The following is a 17,580-nucleotide window of genomic DNA, read 5'->3' as shown; positions in this document are numbered from 1 at the left end:
GTTCCGCGTTTCGAGTTTCGAGTTGGCGTTCGAAACCCCTTAATAAAAACTCGAAACTAATAAACTAGAAACTCGAAACTAGAACCTCACCGCTCCCTCACCACCCGCACCTCACCTGCCCGCAAAATCGCCGCCGCCGCCGCCAGGCGAACCTGTTCGTGGCTGTGATCCAGCAAACCCGCCAGCTTCTCAACCGCCTTGCGATCGGCCAGGTAAGCCATCGCCATCGCCGCTTGCGCCTGGATCGGCGGCTCGTCCATGCTCGCACCTTCCAGCATCGTCGACAGCAGCCGTTCGTGCGTATCGCCCATCCTCGCCAGTGCCTCCGCCGCCGCCAGTCGAACCTCGATCGGCGGCCGTCGCTGGCCTTCCAGTTCCAGCATATGCCTCAACGCCGACGACATCTGCCGGTCCTCCAGCTTGCCCAGCGCCTGCACCGACAGCACACGCACCTCATCCAGATTCGAGTACGCCCCGGCCCGCAGCGCGTCCATCGACGCCTCATCGCCGAGCCTCGCCATCGTCTCCGCCACCTGCAATCGCGTCAGCGCCTGACGCACCTCATCCACCCGCGGCATCGGCGTCCGCGCCAGCTCCGCCAGCATCGGCACCGCTGACCGGTCGCCCATCTCGCCGAGCAAGATCGCCACGTTGCTCCGCAGGCTCGGGCTCGGCGACGCGAGCATGTTCGCCAGCGGCCCCAGGCTCACCTCCGCACCGGTCATGTGCGCCGCGAACCGCGCCGCCGCCCGCACCGACGCCGACTCGTCGTCGAGCATCATCGCCAGCACCGTTTCGCCCGCCTCTTCCTGTTGCAGCCGACCCATCGTCACCAGCGCCGCGAACCGCACCGCCGGGTGTTCGTCATCCAGCGCTAGCTGCACCATCGGCAGCGCCCGGTCCGGCAGCGACACCACCGCCTCCAGCGCATTGGCACGCAGGAACGGATCGTCCGACGTCGACGACGCGAACACCTGCTCCACCGCCCTCGGCCGAACATCCTCAAGCAACTGCGCTCGGCCAGGCGACGCCGCCACCGTCCACGTCGGCATCAACAGCACCACCGTCAGCCACAAAGCGTTTCGCATCATCATGCTCGCCCAGATGAAAAGTTCATTCGATCACATCCATACACCACCCGCGCCTACCACAGCCCGCCATCTTACCCGCCAGCTCGACCTGCCCCCAAATCAGCCCACCGCTGAATCTCGACCTCATCCTGCTATCATCCTTCAATGCGTTCTCTCGCCCGATCCAGCCGACTTCGATACCGCGACTACAAACGCCATCTCAAAGATGCTCAGCCCGACGACCGCCCCCGCGACGTGCCGCTCGGCAAAGCCCGATCCAAAGACCGCGCACGCGGCTTCACCAGTCTCTTCGTCCACCTCGTCCATCTCGCCCGAGGCCACTGGGCCATGCTCGCCCTCGTCCTCATGCTGCTGACCTTTTCCACGCTGTTCGGCCTCGCGCCCATCGCCGGCTTCAAGCCCATCTTCGACACCGTGCTCGGCGACAAGCCGCTGCCCGCCTGGGTGCCCGACTGGGTGCCCGCACAGGAAAACCGCCGCGGGCTGCTCGTCCTCGTCGCCGGCGGTATGGTCGGCTTCGCCGCGCTCGCCATGCTCATCAGCATCTGGAGCCGATGGCAAGCCACGCGCATCTCCCATCGCGTTCGCGTCAACGTCCGCCGCCGGGTCTTCCAGCACGCCGTCCGCCTTCCGCTGCATCGCGTGCAGGCCATCAAGTCAGGCGGCGTCTCCAGCATGCTCCGCGAAGACGCCGGCGCCGTCGGCGACCTGATCTTCTCCATGATCTACAACCCCTGGCGGGCCATCGTCCAGCTCGTCGCATCGCTGGTCGTGCTCGCCCTGATCGACTGGCGGCTGCTGCTCGGCGCGATGGTCATCCTCCCCGTCGTCTGGTTGACCCATCGCACGTGGATCAACCGCATCCGCCCCATGTTCCGCGACGTCCGCGCCACACGACGCATGATCGACGGCCGAGCCACCGAAGCCTTCGGCGGCATGCGCGTCGTCCGAACCTTCACCCGCGAACGCTCGGAAACCGGCGCATTCACCGCCTCCAACCACTTCATGACACGACAGGAACTCCGCGCCTGGTGGTGGATGCGCAGCGTCGACATGGTCTGGCAGATCCTCATCCCACTCGCCTCCGCGCTCGTCCTCCTCTACGGCGGCATCCGCATCCTCAACGACGCCGAGCTGCTCGCCGCCGGCCAACTCGAGCAAGGCCAGGAACTGACCGCCGGCGACCTCGTCGTCTTCCTCGGATTCCTCGGCGCGCTGCTCTCGCCGATCCAGACACTCGCCCAGAGCGCCGCCGGCTTTCAAAACGCCCTCGCCGGCCTCGACCGCGTGCTCGACCTGTTCGAAGAGCCCACCGAGATGGCAGACAACCCCGACGCACGCGTGCTCAACCTCGATCAGGTGCAAGGCAGACTCACCGCCGAACACGTCACGTTTCACTATCCCGAAACCGACGAGCCCGCCGTCCGCGATGTCAGCTTCGACGTCCTGCCAGGCCAGACCGTCGCCTTCGTCGGCCCGTCCGGCGCGGGCAAGAGCACGATGTGCAACCTCATTGCCCGCTTCTACGATCCCGACGAAGGCAGCATCAAACTCGACGGCGTCGACCTCCGCGAAATCAACATCGACAGCTACCGCAGCCTGCTCGGCATCGTCGAACAGGACATCTTCCTCTTCGACGGCAGCATCGCGGAGAACATCGGCTACGCCAACCGCGAAGCCTCACTCGACCAGATCATCGCCGCCGCCACCGCCGCCAACGCCCACGAGTTCATCGACAAACTCCCCGAAGGCTACGACAGCTTCATCGGCGAACGCGGCGTCAAGCTCTCCGGCGGCCAGCGCCAACGCCTCGCCATCGCCCGCGCACTCCTCGCAGACCCCAAGCTGCTCATCCTCGACGAAGCCACCAGCAACCTCGACACCGAAAGCGAACGCCTCATCCAGGCCAGCCTCCAGGAACTCATGGCCACCCGCACCAGCTTCGTCATCGCCCACCGCCTGAGCACGATCACCCACGCCGACCAGATCCTCGTCATCGAAGGCGGCCGCGTCATCGAAGCCGGCCGACACGAAGACCTCATGCGCCAGTCCGGCCGATACCGCCAGATGATCCACCTCCAACTCAGCGCCTCCGACGTCGCCGCCATGCACGAACAACCCGCCCCCTGACGCCCCATAAACTCACCACTCCCACAAAGCCCCCTCTCACACACACAACGCCCAGGCATAGCCATGCCTGGGCGTTACCGCCCAAACCCAACTCCACCACCCCACCCCCCGCGCCACTAAAACCTACAATACCCCCATGATCCGCCGCGCCCACATTGCCGACGTGCCCGCCATGGCAGGCATCATCAACGACTGTGCCGAGTACGGCCTCATGCTGCCGCGCTCGCTCGCATCGTTGTATGAAAACGTCCGCGACTTCCACGTCGCTGTGGACGACGACGACCGTGTGCTCGGCGTCTGCGGCCTGTCCGTCGTCTGGGCCAACCTTGCCGAGGTCTACGCGCTCGCCGTCTCGCCCGCCACGCGCGGCCAGGGCCTCGGCCGAAAGCTCGTGCTCACCTGCGTCGACGAGGCGGAAGAGCTCGGCATCAAAAAGATCATGACGCTCACCTACGAGAAAGCGTTCTTCGAAAAGCTCGGCTTCGCGGTCATCGACCGCCAGCAGTTGCCGTTGAAAGTCTGGAGCGAGTGCGTCCGGTGTCCGAAAAACCAGGCCTGCGACGAAATCGCCATGGTCCGCGAGATCGACAGCGTCACCGAGGCCGACGTGCCGCGCCCCGCAGCGCCGCCGCCGGATCAGTACATCCTGCCGACAATCACCCGCTTGCGAGTCGGCACGCCGCCGATGGAAGATGATTGATATTCGGATTCGCCACGAGGGCACGAAGGGCACGAAGGGCACGAAGAAATCGCAAAGGAAATCGGGATAGCAGAAAATATATTTCTTTTTCTCTTTCCCCTGTCTACCTTCGTGTTTCCTTCCTCCCCTTCGTGTCTTCGTGGCAAAACCAATAACGCGTAGTAACATGAGAATCTGATGGCCGAACAACGCCACCATTGGCTGGAGCAGATCGCCGGCTCGGCGCAAGTCCGTGCGCTGGGCGAGCGGTTGGCGTCTGCGCGGCGGGTGGTCGCGGAAGGGTCGCGCGGGTCGAGCACAAACCTGCTGGCCGGGGCGCTTGCGCGGAACCTGCGTCGGCCTGTGTTGCTGGTGGTCGCGCATCTTGATGAGGCCGACGACGCGCTGGACGACCTTGAACTGTTCGAAGGCCTGCACGTCGAGCGGTTCGGCGCGCTCGAAGTCTTGCCCGGCGAGACAAGCGTCAGCCTCGAACTGCTCGCCGAGCGATTGCAGGTCGTCGGCCGATTAAGCGAAGGGGCGCGGATTGATGTCATCGTCGCGCCCGTGCAGGCGCTCATGCAGGCCGTCCCCGAACCGGAGGCGGCGGCATCATTCACCCGCCAGCTCGGCGAAGGTGACGACATCTCACCCAACGCCCTGATGAACTGGCTCGGCGAGGCCGGCTACCAGCGACAGGACGCCATCGAACAGCCCGGCGACTTCGCCTCACGCGGCGGCATCCTCGACATCTACCCGCCCGCCGGCAGCCTCGCCGGCACGGACGGCTCACGCGAAGCCATCGGCCCCATCCGCCTCGACTTCTTCGGCGATGAACTCGAATCCATCCACCTCATCGATCCCGACACGATGGGCTCGGCCCGTCGCATCAAACACATCCAGCTCGTCGGCGCCAGTGCCGAGCAAATCCAGAAAGACGACCGCACGACCAGCCTCATCTCGCTCCTGCCAAGCGACGCCCTCGCTGTCATGCACGAACCGATGGAACTGGCGGAGCAGGCCCGCGGCTACTACGAACGTCTCACCAACCCGCGCGGCATCTACGCCCCGAAGACCGTCTTCCAAAAGCTTCAGCAACTGCCGCACGTCGAGGTCAACCAGTACGGCAGGTCGGCCGCCGCCCCCGCCGATCGCGTCGCGCTGCCGGTCAACCAGTTGCCCCCGCTCGATACCGACGCCGCCAAAGCATTGATCGAGATCGGCGAACTCGTGCAGGACGACCCCACCCGCGCGGTCGTCGTGCTCTGCCGCAAGCCCGCCGAGCGTGACCGCCTGCGCGAGCTGCTCAAAGAGCACGCCGCCGACGCGACCGACCGCATCACCATCGAAGTCGGCTACCTCCACCGCGGCTTCGTATGGACCAAAGGAGATTTCGAATTTCGGATTCCGGATTCCGGAAAAGGCACGGCACCCGACTCCCCCAAATCCGAAATCCAAAATCCGAAATCCGAAATTCTCCTCCTCCCGCATCACGAGCTGTTCCATCGCTACGACGTTCGTCGGCGTGTGCGAAAGGTCATCTCGGCGGGCACCCAGGCGTCGGACGCGTTTCTCGATCTTGACGTGGGCGATTATGTCGTGCATGTCGACCACGGCATTGCCCAGTTCACCGGCTTGAAAACCCTGCGCCGGGACGGCCAGAGCGAAGAGTATCTCACACTCGAATTCGCCGACCAGGCGAAACTGCACGTGCCCGCGACGCAGATCGACCTCGTGCAGAAATACGTCGGCGGCTTCGAAGGCAGGCCGCCACTGTCCACGCTCGGCGGCAAGCGATGGTCGCGACAGAAAGAGCAGGTCCGCGAAGCGGTGAAGGACCTCGCCGCCGAGCTGCTTCGCGTGCACGCGGCCCGCGAGACGCAGCCGGGCATCCGCTATCCCGCCGACACAGCCTGGCAGAAGGAATTCGAAGCCGAGTTCCCCTACGACGAAACCGACGACCAGCTTGCCGCCATCGCCGCGATCAAGCACGACATGAGCGAAGATCGCCCGATGGACCGCCTGATCTGCGGCGACGTGGGCTTCGGCAAGACCGAGGTCGCCATCCGCGCCGCGTTCAAAGCGATCGAGTTCGGCAAGCAGGTGGCGGTGCTCGTGCCCACGACCGTGCTCGCCGAGCAACACGAGCGCACGTTTCGTCAGCGGATGGCCGACTACCCGTTCATCGTCGAGTCGATGTCACGCTTCAAGACCGGCTCGGACTTGACCGACATCGCCAAACGCCTCTCACTCGGGCAGGTCGACATCGTCATCGGCACGCATCGCCTGCTGAGCAAAGACGTCAAGTTCGCCGACCTCGGCCTGGTGATTATCGACGAGGAACAACGCTTCGGCGTCGAGCATAAAAACAAGCTGCTGAGCTTCCGCCTCACCGCCGACGTGCTCACCCTCACCGCGACGCCCATCCCACGCACGCTGCACATGTCGATGGTGGGCCTTCGTGACATCAGCTCACTCGCCACCGCGCCCATCGACCGTCGCGCCATCGTCACCGAGGTCGTGCCTTACGATGAGAAGCGCATCCAGCAGGCCATCCTCCGCGAGCTGAACCGCGAAGGGCAGATCTACTTCGTCCACAACCGCGTGCACAACATCCAGAGCGTCGCCGCGACGTTGCAGTCGCTCGTGCCGGAGGCTCGCATCGCCATCGGTCACGGGCAGATGTCGCCGCGCGAACTTGAAAAGATCATGCTCCGCTTCATCCGTCGCGAGGTCGACATCCTCGTGAGCACGACCATCATCGAGTCCGGCATCGACATCCCCACCGCGAACACGATGTTCATCAACAAGGCGGACCACTTCGGCCTCGCCGAGCTGCACCAGCTTCGCGGACGCGTCGGCCGATACAAGCACCGCGCTTACTGCTACCTGCTGCTGCCGGAAGACCGCACGATCAACGAAGTCGCCGCCAAGCGCCTCAAGGCCATCGAGCAATACGCCATGCTCGGCGCGGGCTTCAAGATCGCCATGCGCGACCTGGAAATTCGCGGCGCGGGCAACCTGCTCGGCTCGGAACAGTCCGGCCACATCGCGGCTGTGGGCTACGAGATGTACTGCGTCCTGCTCGAACAGGAAACCAAGAAGCTCAAGAACGAGCCGATCATTCAGCCCACGCGCACGCACCTGGAACTGCCCGCCGTCGGCGCGCTGCCTCGGCGGTTCATCCGCTCCGACAAGCATCGCATGGAGGCGTACCGCCGACTTAGCCGAGCGACCACGTTGAAAGACTACGAACAGGTCGTCGCCGACCTCAAAGACGCCTACGGCGAACCGCCGCCGACCGCGCAAACCCTGCTCGACCTCACCGAGCTTCGCATCGCCGCCAGCACGCTGGGCATCGACGGCCTGAAACTCGAAGGCCCCGACCTGATCTTCACCACACGGCAGGCCGCAAAATTGAATGACGTATTCGTCGACGCGCCCGGCCGAGTGAGTCTGATCGATGAGAAGACGGTGTACTACCGTCCGCCGAGCAACTATCTCCAGCCGATCGAAACGCTGCTGGCCGTGCTGCGCAAACTGCTCGTCCGCCCGCTGCGCCAAGCCACCGTGCCCGCCGAGGGGTAACGACGCGATTTGAAGCCATACGGATGACCCCTCAAACTTGGGCGCTGTGTATGAGGCTGACGCCCACGGCTTTAAGCCGTGGGCTCCCAGCGCACCCGAGATTCATGTCCAATCTGTATCAATCGATTGTTGTGACGTGATCACCCGCGAGCGCTTTGCAGCATCTCGTTCGCCTGCTTACGCGTCGTCGCGGTGGCCTGCTTGCCCGCGAGCATCTCGGCCAGCTCTTCCACCCGCGCGTCGTCGGCCAGCACGCTCACCGTCGTCCGCGTTTGACGTGATTTGCCCTTGCCCGTCACTTCCTTGGCGATGCGCAGATGCCGGTCGCCAAACGCTGCGATCTGCGGCAAGTGCGTAATGCACAACACCTGATGCCGCAGCTCCGCATCGCGCTTGCCCTTCGTCTTCTTTCGGCCGACCCCCGCCTCGCCGCCGCGCGACAGTTGCCTCAGCTTGCCGCCGATCACGCTGCCGAGTCGGCCGCCGATGTTTGCGTCAATCTCATCGAACACCAGCACGCTCGTGCGATCGCTGCCAGCGAGGATCGTCTTAATCGCCAGCATCACCCGCGACAGTTCGCCGCCGCTGGCGATCTTTCGCAACGGCTGCATCGACTGGCCCGGGTTCGTCTGCACCGCGAACTCGATCGCATCCAGCCCCGACGGGCCCACCGCCTCGTCGTCCGCGTCGAGTTGCTCGAACTGCACGTCGAACTTCGCTTCCGCCATGCCCAGCTCACCGAGCTGCGATTCGATCATGGGCCGAAGCTGCTTCGCCGCCTTCCGTCTTGCTTCGCTCAACCGTCCGCCCACCTCGGCCAGCTGTGCCTCCAACGCCGACATGCGTTCGTCCATCTGCGACAGCCCCGCGTCCTGCCCGCGCAGCTTCGTGATCTCCCTGGCGATCTGCTCGCGATACGCCAGCACCGGTGCGAGCGGGTCGTCGGCCGGGGTGACGTCGGGCCTGCCGGGGGTTGCCTTGCCGTACTTCTGCACCAGCCGATTCAGGTCGTTCAGCCGCTGCTCCACCTCCGCCGACTCGGCCGGGTTGTGCTCCAGCCGATCGACATATCGGCTCAACTCGAACGCCGCGTCCTGCAACCCCGCCATCGCATCGCGCACCTGCTCGCTCACCGGCGACAGCCCTTCGTCCAGCTCCGCGAGGTCGCCCAGCAGATGGGCGAGAATCTGCAACCGCTCGACGATCGACCCCTCCGCCTCGTACAGCGCCGCGTGGGCCTGGCCGGCCTCTTTCTGCAAGCGTTGGAGGTTGTTGAGCACGTTATGCCTGGCCTGCAATTCGGGGAACTCGGCCGACTGCGGGTCGAGCTTGTCGATCTCATCCGCCTGGAACTCGTACAGCTCGAGTTGCTGTCGGCGGAGCGTCTGCGACGCCGTGAGCTCTGCCTGCTGATTGCGCAACGCGCGCAGCTCGGCCAGCAGCTCGGCAAACCGTCGGCGGTCGGCTTCGCAGTGTGCGAACGCGTCGAGGATGTGCAGTTGATTGCTCGGCCGAAGGAGGTATTGATGATCGTGCTGGCCGTGGATGTCGACGAGCAGTTGCCCGAGCTGGCGGACCATGCCGGCGGTGGCGGGCTGGCCGTTGATGGAGACGCTCGATCGGCCGGAGGCGAACAGCTTGCGCGTGATCAGCACCTCGTCGCCGGGCGCGATGGTCTGGTCGGCCAGCTCGCTGGCTTGCTCGGCCAGGGGGGCGTCGTGCACCTCGAACACGCCGGAGACGCGGCCCTCTTCGCTGCCGGGGCGCAGCATGTCGCCGACGTTGCCGGTCCGCAGGCCCAGCAGCATCTCAAACGCGCCGATGATCAGACTCTTGCCCGCGCCGGTCTGTCCGGTGAAAACGTTCAGCCCGCCGGCCAGTTCGATGGTAGCGTCTTCAATGACCGCGAGGTTGGCGATGTGCAGTTCGCGAAGCATGGGCGGGAAGGGGGGTGCGGGGTTTTGGGGTCAGGGATCGGGGTATGAACCTCAAACCTGATCCCCATGCCCCGATCCCTGGTACCCAAGCTTGAATGCGGCCGAGAGGATTCGAACCTCCACGAGGGTATAAGCCTCACCAGGCCCTCAACCTGGCGCGTCTGCCAGTTCCGCCACGGCCGCGACTGGCCCCCACCTTAGCGGGGAGCAGAGCAGTTTACGCATTCGCGCCAAACAATCAAGCCGGGGTCGGCGAGGTCCGGGGGTTGCCTGCGACAGCCGCTCGAATTTCAACGCCAAGACGCCAAGGACAGCAAATCGTTCTTGCCACGAAGACACGAAGGACACGAAGAAAACACGAAGAGAGGCAGAGAATTATTTTTTGGCAAGGCAGGGACGCGTGCATCTGTTCCGAAACACATTCCCCTCCCGTAATTCCCCCCCCCTCTTCTAATTCTTGCTTCCCCCTTCGTGGCCCCTTCATCCCCTTCGTGCCTTCGTGGCTTGCCTTTCTTTCCGGCGTCTTGGCGTAATGAGCGAACAGATGCGATGAACCGGTGCCCGCAACCGGGTCGAGCGTATCTGAGGTATCGACGGGCGTGGCCCCGGCGGGGATATGCCGGCGGAAATAGGCGCGAGAATTTTATTTTTTGCTTGCATTCTGGATGCAGTCAGGCTAAAAAAGTAGCGCACGGGCTTTCGGGGCTCATCGTCTTTTGGATCGGGCTTTAGCGTAGGAGCATGTCATGGATCCGCACTTGCACCTGAGTCGTCGCGAGCGACAGATCATGGACGCGCTTTTCGCGGAGGGGGAGTTGACGATCAACCAATTGCGGGATCATCTGCCCGATCCGCCGACGCCGATGGCGATTCGCAACATGGTGCGCATTCTCGATGAGAAGGGCCTGCTCCTACGCCGCAAGGTCGGGCGGGAGTTTCACTATCGGCCTCGCAGACAGCGTGCCCGAGCCGGGCAGTCGGCGTTGAAGAAAGTGCTCAACACGTTCTTCGACGACTCGATCGAAAAAGCGATGGGCGCCTACCTCGCTGATCGGTCGGCCAACCTCAGCGACGACGAACGCCAACGTCTGCATGAAATGATCGACGCCGCCCGCAAGCGTGGCGAGTGACGCTGCGGGCCGACTTGTTCAACACAACGCACCGTTTTCCATGGGGAGTTTTGACATGCAGGCCTTCATGCCCATCGTGCTCGATGCGACGATCAAGGCGAGCCTCGTGCTGCTGCTTGCGCTCGGGCTGTCGTGGGCGTTACGTCGACATGGGTCGGCGGCGGGGCGGCATCTGGTGTGGACGCTGGCGGTGGTGGCGGTGTTGCTCTTGCCGGCCGGGGCCTGGCTGTTGCCGGCGTGGCAGGTGCTGCCGAGCGGTCTGACCGCCGGGCTGTCCGAGCCGACTGCCGGGGTTGTTGCTGAACCGCCATCGTCCGGTGATCGGGCGCCGACGGCGGGGCTGTCGGAGGCTGAGGGTGATCGTGTTCGACCGTCGCGTTCCGGGGCGACGCTCGAAACATGGGTTGACGAGCCGACAGACGACGGCGTGCCCGCAGCGCAGCAGGCTGCCGAGGCCGAGGCGCGGGCGATGCCATCCGACGCGACGTTCGCGGGTGAGCGGACGTGGACGGCACGCGTGTGGTCGTGGTGGTGGGCGTTGCTGCCGTGGGTCTGGCTTGGCGGGGTTTGCGTGGCGTTGCTGCCGATCGTGGTGGGGGGGGCGGTGTTGTGGTGGATTGAGCGGACGGCCGAGCCGATCGTCGGCGGCTCGTGGCTGCGGTTGCTCGAACAGTCGCAGCGGGAGCTTGGCCTTCGTCGACGGGTTGCTTTGCTGCGCAGCGACCGGCATGCGATGCCGATGACCTGGGGCGGTCTGCCGAGCATGCTTCGCCACCCGGCGGGTGTGGCGAAGGTGCTCGTGCCGACGCATGCGTACCACTGGACACCGGCGCGTCGGCGGGCCGTGCTGCTGCATGAACTGGCGCATGTGAAACGGTGGGATTGCCTGACGCAGTTGCTCACGCAGATCGCGTGTGCGGTGTATTGGTTCAACCCGTTGATGTGGTATGCGCGTCGGCGGATGTTGATCGAGCGCGAACGGGCGTGCGATGATCTTGTGTTGTTGCATCAGACTCGGCCGAGCGATTATGCGGAGCATTTGATGCAGATCGCTGCGGGCGCTCCGCCGACCGTCGTCGGCTACATGGCGGCGCACGCGCCCGGCAGCCCGGGCATCGCGATGGCGCGGTCGAGCAAACTGCACGGCCGACTTGTGGCGATACTCGACAACCAGCGCCACCGCCAGGCGATGAGCCGATGGGGGGCGGTATTGACCGTGCTGTTGATCGCGGGCGTGGCGGTGCCGGTGGCGTGCATGCGGCCGGCGGACGCGGCGGTGGATGACGCGATGCGTGCGGTGCGTGCCGATGATCAAGCCGCCGTGATGGCCCTGCGGATGGAGCGGGCGGTCGCGCTCGTCGAGCATCTTGCGCAAGGCGATTATGAGCAGGCGCGTGAGCACTTCAACCGGCAGATGCGACGCGCCCAGTCTGCGGAGCAACTCGAACAACTCTGGCAATCGCTTGCCTTGTCGCTCGGTGAGTACGAAGGGCCAGGCGAGCCGACGCCCGGCCAGGTGACCGGCTACGACGTGGTCTATGTGCCCATGCAATGGGAGCGACGCGACCTCGCGTTCCAGGTTGTCTTCGATCGCGCTGCAAACATCGCAGGCCTGTGGACGGTTGACCTGCCGGGCGACATCGAGCCACCGAGCACGCCAGACGAATCAGCGGAGGCCGAGCCGGAACAGGCCGACGAGCCCGCTGCTGATGAGCCGCGTAGCTACTCATTCCGTCGACTCGACTATTCGTTGCGTGACGAGCCGCAGCGCATCGGGCCGCGGACGCTCGGCCCGGCAGGTTTGGCCGACGAGCCGAACCCCGGCGACGCGATCGTGCTGCAATGGCCGTTGCGCTGGTGGTCGAGCCATTGGTCACATCGGTTCAACACGGCCGCTGCCGCGTTGACGATGGAGCCCGGCCACCCGCACCTGCATGTGTTCGAGCCCGGCCGACGCAAGGTGTGGGTGAACTACCTGGACATGCCCATCGATGTGCAGCGCTACCCGATCCTCGTTTTCACCTACCGCGCTCGCAACGTCGAGCGAAATACGGCTGACTACGTGCTCTACCTCGACGACGGCAGCGGCCCGGACTATGGCGGGTTGCAGAGCGTGCGACAGTCGGATCTGGAAGACGATGGCGAAGTGCACACCGTCACCGTCGACCTTCGCGTGATGGAGCCGATCGACAACATCATCGGCATGGCGGTCGGCCTGCGCTCGCCGGAGGATGCCGACGAGCCGACGGAGTTGGAGCTGTTGGACCTGCGGTTTGAGAGCGAGCGTCGGCCCAGGATCGCGCAGGTGACCGAAGCGTATCGCGTACGCGTGCGTGACGAGTTTGGCGAGCCGGTGGCGGACGCGCAGGTGACGTTCAACGCCGAGCGGCGCAACTGGGCACGGCAGGCCACGACGCAGGACGACGGCGAGGCCTCGCTTGCGAACGTGATCACCGACGACGGACCGAACATGCTTCGCGTCGAAGCGGCGGGCAGGTTGCCGGTCGAGGTGCGTGAGATGCCGCGCAGTACTCGGCCGATGGAGGTGACGCTCATCCCCGCCGCACCGTACGCTGGCATGGTGGTCGATGAAGAGGGCGAACCGTTGGCAGGCGCGGTGGTGCGTGTGCGAACGCAGGTTGATGAGCGGACGCTTGACGGCTTGTGGACGCGGCGCGACGCCGAGGCGGTGACGGACGAGCGTGGCCGATGGCAGACCCTGCCACTAGCGGCTTCGCCCACGGCGGTACAGATCGAAGTGACGCACCCGGCGTACAGCAGCGGCCCGCAGCCGAGCGCCCGGCACCAGATGGCGGTCGAGCCGTTGCTTGCCGGCGAAGCTGTGTTGCCGATCGTGGCTGAGCGTCATTCGCTCGCGCTGAACGTGCGCGATGAAGCTGGCAACCCCATCGACGCACCCGTGTCGGTTCAATATGAGTCGGAGCACGTCGTCGGGCATCAGGGTCGGCCGATCCGGGTCGATATCGCCGCGACAACGCCGTACCTGCTCGTGCATGCACACGGCTATGTCCCCAAGCGCGTCGCCAGCCTCGTGCATCTCATCGAGCAAGACCCGGGAGCGGACCTGCGCCTGGCGGACTTTGAGCAGCAGGTGCAACTCGACACCGGCCGCGAGGTGGCGCTGCAACTGCTCGACGACGTGGGCGAGCCGCTTGTCGACGCGACCGTGCACCTGGTGGGGTGGCAGAACATGCAATTTACCGGGCCGACCCGAACGACCGACACCCAAGGTGAAGTGACGGTCCGCATCAGCGAGCCGGTACACGTGACGGTACGCGTCAGCAAGCCCGACTACGTCGAACGCAGGCATTATCACATTGAATTGACCGAAGGGCAGAACACGTTGACCGTGCCGCGTGACGAGCCGACCCAGCCCGACGCGGACGATAGCCGTCGGCCGGGCTACGACCCGCAGCGCATCTTTCGGCGGCTGAGCCATCACGATACCGCTGCTTTGCCCGCCGCGATCAACTTCCCCTTTCACGCGGGTTGATCGCTGGCATGACGATTCGATTCGCACAACCTTACCGGGAAGGACACACTCATGAACGCAACGCACAACTTTCAAAAGCTGCTGCCGATGGCGATGGTGATGATGATCGCCTCGCTCTGCCACGCCGACACGCCGACGAGCGTGATGTCCGCCAGCGACGCCGCCGAACTCGCCCCTGAGCAGGCGGTGGTGTTCGACCCGGACATGATGTGGCGGACCAGCCATTGGGCCGGCAATCAGAATACGAACATGGCCTGGCTGGACGCGACCAGCGGCACGCCGGTGTTCCACGTTGGCGAGGTGGAACATCGGCATGTGTGGATTCGCCACCCCGACGTACCGTTTGATTTTGAAGACTACCCGATCGCCGTGATGACCTACCGCGCAACGGGGACGCATGAAACGTCCAACGCCTATGTCATCTGGCTGGACGACGGCACGGGGCCGAGTCGCGGCGGTATCCGACCGTTTCGCAACAGCGACCTTGTCTCCGACGGCCAGGTGCACGAAGCACGGAAGGACCTGCGCGAGCTGAACCCGCAAGGGCCGATCAGCGGCCTGTCGCTTGGCGTTCACGCCGGGGCGGACGGCCATGCCACGTTCGAACTGATCGGCCTGCGCTTCGAACGCGACCCCGAGGCCGACGCGGCCGAGCCCGATGCCGCCTTCGAGCCCGGCGAGCCGATCGCCTTCCGCATCACTGACGAACGTGGCCAACCCGTGTCCGATGCGACGGTCACCGTCGACGCGGAGCGCATGAACTTCGCCCGCTCGGGCCAGACCGACGCCGACGGCCGGGTGACGATTCAACCGTTGAGCTACGACAATGACACGCACATGGCCCGCATCGACGCGCCCGGCAAAGGTCGGCTTGAGCTGCGCGGCATTCAGGCCGACCGATCCACCCCCATCGAGGTGCGCGTGCACCCGGCGAGGTCGTTCGCCGGCGCGGTGGTCGATGAAGACGATCAGCCGATTGCCGGCGCGGTCGTGGCGGTGAACCCGTCGCTGAACAACGATACCCCGCCGACCGGCGTCGAGCGCATGCGTGCTACGCAGACGATCTCCCTGCGCACCGACGAGCAGGGCCGATGGCAGACACCGCCGATGCCCGCAGACCGTGTGATTGTTCGCCTGACCCACCCGGACTATGTCAGCGACACAGTCTGGCGGTCGATCGAGCTCAACACCGCTGCGACCGACCTCAACGGGCAGCCGACGACACGCTTGACGATGCAACGCGGCACGGACATCGTCGGCCGTGTGGTCAACCAGGCCGGCGATCCCATCCCCGACGCTGAAGTGCGCGCCGGTGACAGCCGATTCGGCACGAGCAACCCGCGCGTGCGCAGCGACGAATCGGGCCAATTCGCCATCGCCCAGATGCAGGCCGAGGGAAACGTCGTGTTGACCGTGCAGGCGTCGGGTCATGCACCGGAACTTGTCGAGCTTCGGCCGGGCGCGGCGCGCGACGACGTCGAGATCACGCTCGGCCCCGCGCACACCATCGTCGGCCGCGTCGTGGACTCCGCCGGCGAACCCGTGCCTGACGTCACAGTGAGCGTCGATACGTGGCGCAACTACCGCTCGCTCGGTCTCAGCACGGCCACAGACGAAGACGGCCGATTCCGTATGGAAAACGCGCCCGCCGACTCGGTGCTCGTCGACATGTACAAGCGAGACTGGATGAGCGTGCGTCAAAAATTGCTCAGTCCGAACGAGGCCGACGACGAGTTTGTGATCGAAATGCACCGCCCCTTGCGCGTCACCGGCCAAGTCACCGACGCCGAGTCGGGCGAGCCGATCACGGGCTACACCCTCCTCCCCGGCATCGTCTGGCAGCTTGACGGCGACGGCCAACCCGCACGGCCGCCGCACTGGGAGCGACATAACCTCCAGCCGATCGAGCAGGACACGTTCGAGCAGCGCTTCACCTACCCGCGCGAAGGGCACATGATCCGCATCGAAGCGCCCGGCTATGCCCCGGCGGTGTCGCGCGTGTTCCAGTCCGACGAAGGTGAAGTCGAATACGACATGCAGCTGACGCCCGCGGAAGACATCACGGGCGTCGTGCGCAACAGCGACGGCGAGACGATGTCCGCCGTGTCGCTGCACATCATTTATGTCGGCAACGCAGCGCAGATTGTCAACGGCCAACTGGCGCACCATCAGCGCAATACCGTGACCACCGAAACCGATGCGGACGGCGCATTCCGCTTCCCCGACCAGGGCGACGAGGTGTTCACCCTGATCGCGTTGCACGAGGTCGGCTACCAGGTGGTTCAGCACGATGAGATGGAAGGCCCGCTGGAGCTGACGCTTGAGCCGTGGGCGAGCGTGCAGGGGCGGGTGATGCTGCACGGCAAGCCGACCGACGGGCAGGCCGTGCGCTACTGGCCGCGTGTGCCCTACCAGCAGAGCCGGGTGTACCTGCGGTGGGAAGGCCAGGCCGTGACCGACGACGCCGGCCGCTTTGCGTTCAACCACTTGCCTGCCGGGCCGGGTACGGTGGGGCGGTACGTGCAACTGGGCGAGCGGCGCTACGGCTTTTCCCATAGCACACCGGTTGACCTCGCCGCGGGCGAAGTTGGCGAAGTGCAGATCGGCGGCGACGGCCGCACCGTGCAGGGCCGACTCGTCCTGCCCGACAATGCCGAAGTCGACGTGCACTGGGGCCAGGCCCACGGCTCGATCCGCACGAACGTTCGGCACGTCACGCCCAGTTTCCCCGACGACTGGCACGCCAAAACCCCCGAAGAGCAGCGTGCATGGTATGAAGCGTGGATCGAAACGGACGAAGGCAAAGACTACCTCGCCCGCCAGCAGGAGACGCAGCGGCAGCAGCGTCAATTCGCGTTCGGCATCGATTCAGATGGTCAGTTCACCGTGCCGGACGTGCTGCCCGGGACGTACACCTTGAACGTGCAGGTCAACGAGCCGGCTGTCGGCGCGACCTGCGGCCCGACGGACACGATCGCCAGCGTGAACCACAATGTTGAGGTCGCCCCGCTCTCCGAGGTCGACCGCGAGCAGCCGACCGACCTCGGGGATGTCGTGCTGACGGTACACAATCGCCTTCGCGTGGGTGATGAGGCGCCACCGTTCGAGGTCGAAGACCTTGACGGCGAGCCATTGCGACTTGCGGACTATCGCGGGCAATACGTGTTGCTGGATTTCTGGGCCACCTGGTGCGGGCCGTGCATTGCGGAAAAGCCCAACCTCAAGCGCGTCTACGATGCGTTCGGCGACGACGACCGTTTCGAACTGATCGCTCTCAGCCTCGATCAGGACCGCGACGCGCCACGTCGGTACGTCGAACAGAACGACGCGTCATGGGTGCAGGGCTTCCTCGGCGAATGGAGCCAGTCCAACGTGCCCAACCAATACGGCGTACGCGGCATCCCGCAGATCATGCTCATCGGCCCCGACGGTAAAGTGATCGCCCGCGACCTGCGCGGCGACGCGATCTACCAGGCCGTTTCGCAAGCGCTTGGCAGTCGGTGACCGCGCC

Annotated in this window: 8 protein-coding genes and 1 tRNA gene; 6 read left to right on the top strand and 3 right to left on the bottom strand. The window is 65.1% G+C overall.

Annotated features, from left to right (window positions below; translation table 11 throughout):
- Window positions 1-86: 86 nt before the first annotated feature.
- The gene (locus ACERK3_06775; protein MFA9478000.1) at window positions 87-1,094 is read right to left on the bottom strand and encodes a HEAT repeat domain-containing protein; all 1,008 of its coding nucleotides are present in this window, start codon (window positions 1,092-1,094) and stop codon (window positions 87-89) included.
- Window positions 1,095-1,235: 141 nt separating this feature from the next.
- On the opposite strand from ACERK3_06775, the gene ACERK3_06770 reads away from it, so the two are divergent.
- The 3 genes from ACERK3_06770 to mfd all read left to right on the top strand — a co-directional run bounded on the left by ACERK3_06770 (window position 1,236) and on the right by mfd (window position 7,488).
- Window positions 1,236-3,221 (top strand): ABC transporter ATP-binding protein, encoded by a 1,986-nt coding sequence (locus tag ACERK3_06770; GenBank protein ID MFA9477999.1) that lies wholly within the window; start codon window positions 1,236-1,238, stop codon window positions 3,219-3,221.
- Between the two features lie 136 nt (window positions 3,222-3,357).
- Window positions 3,358-3,921, top strand: a complete 564-nt coding sequence (locus ACERK3_06765) for an N-acetyltransferase (protein MFA9477998.1) — start codon at window positions 3,358-3,360, stop codon at window positions 3,919-3,921.
- A gap of 177 nt (window positions 3,922-4,098) precedes the next feature.
- Window positions 4,099-7,488: a transcription-repair coupling factor gene (mfd, locus tag ACERK3_06760; protein ID MFA9477997.1), complete on the top strand. Its 3,390-nt coding sequence runs from the start codon at window positions 4,099-4,101 to the stop codon at window positions 7,486-7,488.
- A gap of 140 nt (window positions 7,489-7,628) precedes the next feature.
- Here mfd and recN read toward each other — a convergent pair whose 3' ends face one another.
- Both recN and ACERK3_06750 read right to left on the bottom strand, forming a co-directional pair.
- Window positions 7,629-9,425, bottom strand: coding sequence for a DNA repair protein RecN (gene recN, locus ACERK3_06755; protein MFA9477996.1), 1,797 nt, complete (start codon window positions 9,423-9,425; stop codon window positions 7,629-7,631).
- A gap of 96 nt (window positions 9,426-9,521) precedes the next feature.
- A tRNA-Leu gene (locus tag ACERK3_06750) sits at window positions 9,522-9,608 on the bottom strand.
- A gap of 563 nt (window positions 9,609-10,171) precedes the next feature.
- Between ACERK3_06750 and ACERK3_06745 the strand changes: the two genes are divergently transcribed.
- The 3 genes from ACERK3_06745 to ACERK3_06735 are packed head-to-tail and all read left to right on the top strand — an operon-like array spanning window position 10,172 to window position 17,573.
- Window positions 10,172-10,555, top strand: coding sequence for a BlaI/MecI/CopY family transcriptional regulator (locus tag ACERK3_06745; protein MFA9477995.1), 384 nt, complete (start codon window positions 10,172-10,174; stop codon window positions 10,553-10,555).
- 55 nt (window positions 10,556-10,610) lie between these two features.
- A complete protein-coding gene (locus tag ACERK3_06740) occupies window positions 10,611-14,069 on the top strand; it encodes a M56 family metallopeptidase (GenBank protein MFA9477994.1) in 3,459 nt (1,152 codons plus the stop codon).
- A 51-nt stretch (window positions 14,070-14,120) separates the two neighbouring features.
- Entirely contained in the window at window positions 14,121-17,573 is a 3,453-nt protein-coding gene (locus ACERK3_06735; protein MFA9477993.1) for a carboxypeptidase regulatory-like domain-containing protein, read from the top strand.
- Window positions 17,574-17,580: the final 7 nt, after the last annotated feature.

It is taken from the genome of Phycisphaerales bacterium AB-hyl4 (assembly GCA_041821185.1).
GTDB classification, from domain to species: domain Bacteria; phylum Planctomycetota; class Phycisphaerae; order Phycisphaerales; family Phycisphaeraceae; genus Natronomicrosphaera; species Natronomicrosphaera hydrolytica.
The sequence above is the reverse complement of the archived record's forward strand: the minus strand, read 5'-3'. Positions and strand labels throughout refer to the sequence as shown.